The sequence below is a fragment of the Pantoea sp. 18059 genome, assembly GCF_902706165.1.
In the GTDB taxonomy this organism is placed as follows: Bacteria; Pseudomonadota; Gammaproteobacteria; order Enterobacterales; family Enterobacteriaceae; genus Pantoea; species Pantoea agglomerans.
On record NZ_CACSJS010000038.1, the window covers coordinates 1 to 453 of the forward strand.

The 453-nt window shown below is 31.6% G+C and carries 1 pseudogene; it reads left to right on the forward strand.

Annotation, left to right across the window (positions count from 1 at the left end):
• A pseudogene (locus GVJ63_RS21940) lies at positions 1–453 on the forward strand (cell division protein FtsH); the annotation flags it as partial.

The window sequence follows — 453 nt, forward strand, 5'->3', positions numbered from 1 at the left end:
TATCAGAAGATATTAACTTTAACGAAGTATCAACAGGTGCTTCAAATGACTTCGAACGTGCAACACAAATCGCACGCTCAATGGTTACGCAATATGGTATGAGTAAAAAATTAGGACCATTACAGTTCGGTCATAGCAATGGTCAAGTATTCTTAGGTAAAGATATGCAAGGTGAGCCTAATTATTCAAGCCAAATCGCATATGAAATTGATAAAGAAGTTCAACGAATCGTTAAAGAACAATACGAACGTTGTAAACAAATTTTATTAGAGCACAAAGAACAATTAATTTTAATTGCTGAAACATTATTAACAGAAGAAACATTAGTTGCTGAACAAATTCAATCATTATTCTACGAAGGTAAATTACCTGAAATTGATTATGATGCAGCTAAAGTTGTTAAAGATGAAGATTCTGAATTTAATGATGGTAAATTCGGTAAATCTTATGAAG